Origin of the sequence: Streptomonospora sp. PA3, from assembly GCF_009728995.1 — a bacterium.
GTDB lineage: Bacteria > Actinomycetota > Actinomycetes > Streptosporangiales > Streptosporangiaceae > Streptomonospora.
Window position 1 is genome coordinate 1 of the sequence record NZ_VTZW01000013.1, and the last position, 1,876, is coordinate 1,876.

Annotated in this window: 2 rRNA genes; both read right to left on the minus strand. The window is 61.0% G+C overall.

From position 1 onward, the window contains the following. A 23S ribosomal RNA gene (locus FZ103_RS14985) occupies positions 1–709 on the minus strand; the annotation flags it as partial. A 389-nt stretch (positions 710–1,098) separates the two neighbouring features. Then, positions 1,099–1,876 (minus strand): 16S ribosomal RNA (locus FZ103_RS14990); the annotation flags it as partial.

Below are 1,876 nucleotides of genomic sequence, written 5' to 3' on the forward strand. Positions count from 1 at the left end.
CCCCACCCGGGTTAACCTCGCCACACACCACGACTCGCAGGCTCATTCTTCAAAAGGCACGCCATCACCCCGCACCAAAGCGAAGCTCTGACGGCTTGACAGCACACGGTTTCAGGTACTCTTTCACAACCCCTCACCGGGGCACTTTTCACCTTTCCCTCACGGTACTCGTCCACTATCGGTCACCAGGACGTATTCAGGCTTGACAGGTGGTCCTGCCGGATTCACACGGAATTCCACGAGCTCCGCGCTACTCGGGGACAACGTCCACACCAATGATCACCGCTTCGCCTACGGGACTCTCACCCACTCCGGCACCGCTTCCCAACGGCTTCGACTACAGCAACCACCAGCGCGCCCAGCCGGCAGACCGGACACAACGCAACCCCACAACCCCACGCACGCAACGGCTGCCGCCTCTCACACGCACGCGGTTTAGCCACCATCCCCTTTCGCTCACCACTACTCAGGGAATCACTCTTGTTTTCTCTTCCTGCGGGTACTGAGATGTTTCACTTCCCCGCGTCACCACCAACCGCCCTATACATTCAGACGGCGGCAACCCGACACAACTCGGGCTGGGTTCCCCCATTCGGACACCCACGGATCACCGCTCGGTTGACAACTCCCCGTGGACTATCGCGGCCTCCCACGTCCTTCATCGGCGCCTGGTGCCAAGGCATCCACCGTATGCCACTCTTGCTTGGCCACCACAGATACAAGATGCTCGCGCACACTATCCACAAATCAAACCACCAGCCACACACCCGACCACAATCCCGCCGCACCGGCCGAAAGCCCGCCCAACACAGGGCCGAGCAGTCCCACCAGAGCGCCCACCGCCACAACGACGGCACACCCGGGGTCTTCATCAGGGTGGCATCGGGGAGAACAACCCACCGGGTCGCTCCCTCAGACACCCAACAGCGCGTGTCCACCAAGCACCATCCCGACACCCCAGACCGGGAACCACCGGGCCGCACCCGCCCCCACCAACGCGGAGGCGACACGACACAGCAGCATCCCCGGGGGCACCGGGTCCACTTACGAGTCCGCCGGCCACAACGAAAAAACAGGCCGACTACCGAGACTCCTTAGAAAGGAGGTGATCCAGCCGCACCTTCCGGTACGGCTACCTTGTTACGACTTCGTCCCAATCGCCAGCCCCACCTTCACGCACTCCCTCCCCAAACGGGGTTAGGCCGCACGTTTCGGGTGTTGCCGACTTTCATGACGTGACGGGCGGTGTGTACAAGGCCCGGGAACGTATTCACCGCGGCGTTGCTGATCCGCGATTACTAGCGACTCCACCTTCATGGGGTCGAGTTGCAGACCCCAATCCGAACTGAGACCGGCTTTTAGGGATTCGCTCCGCCTTGCGGCATCGCACGCCCACTGTACCGGCCATTGTAGCATGTTTGCAGCCCAAGACATAAGGGGCATGATGACTTGACGTCATCCCCACCTTCCTCCGAGTTGACCCCGGCAGTCTCCCATGAGTCCCCACCACCACGTGCTGGCAACATGGAACAAGGGTTGCGCTCGTTGCGGGACTTAACCCAACATCTCACGACACGAGCTGACGACAGCCATGCACCACCTGTCACCGATCCCAAAAGGACCCCGCGTCTCCGCGGGATTACCGGCGATGTCAAACCTTGGTAAGGTTCTTCGCGTTGCGTCGAATTAAGCAACATGCTCCGCCGCTTGTGCGGGCCCCCGTCAATTCCTTTGAGTTTTAGCCTTGCGGCCGTACTCCCCAGGCGGGGCGCTTAATGCGTTAGCTACGGCACGGAAACCGTGGAAAGTCCCCACACCTAGCGCCCAACGTTTACAGCGTGGACTACCAGGGTATCTAATCCTGTTCGCTCCCCAC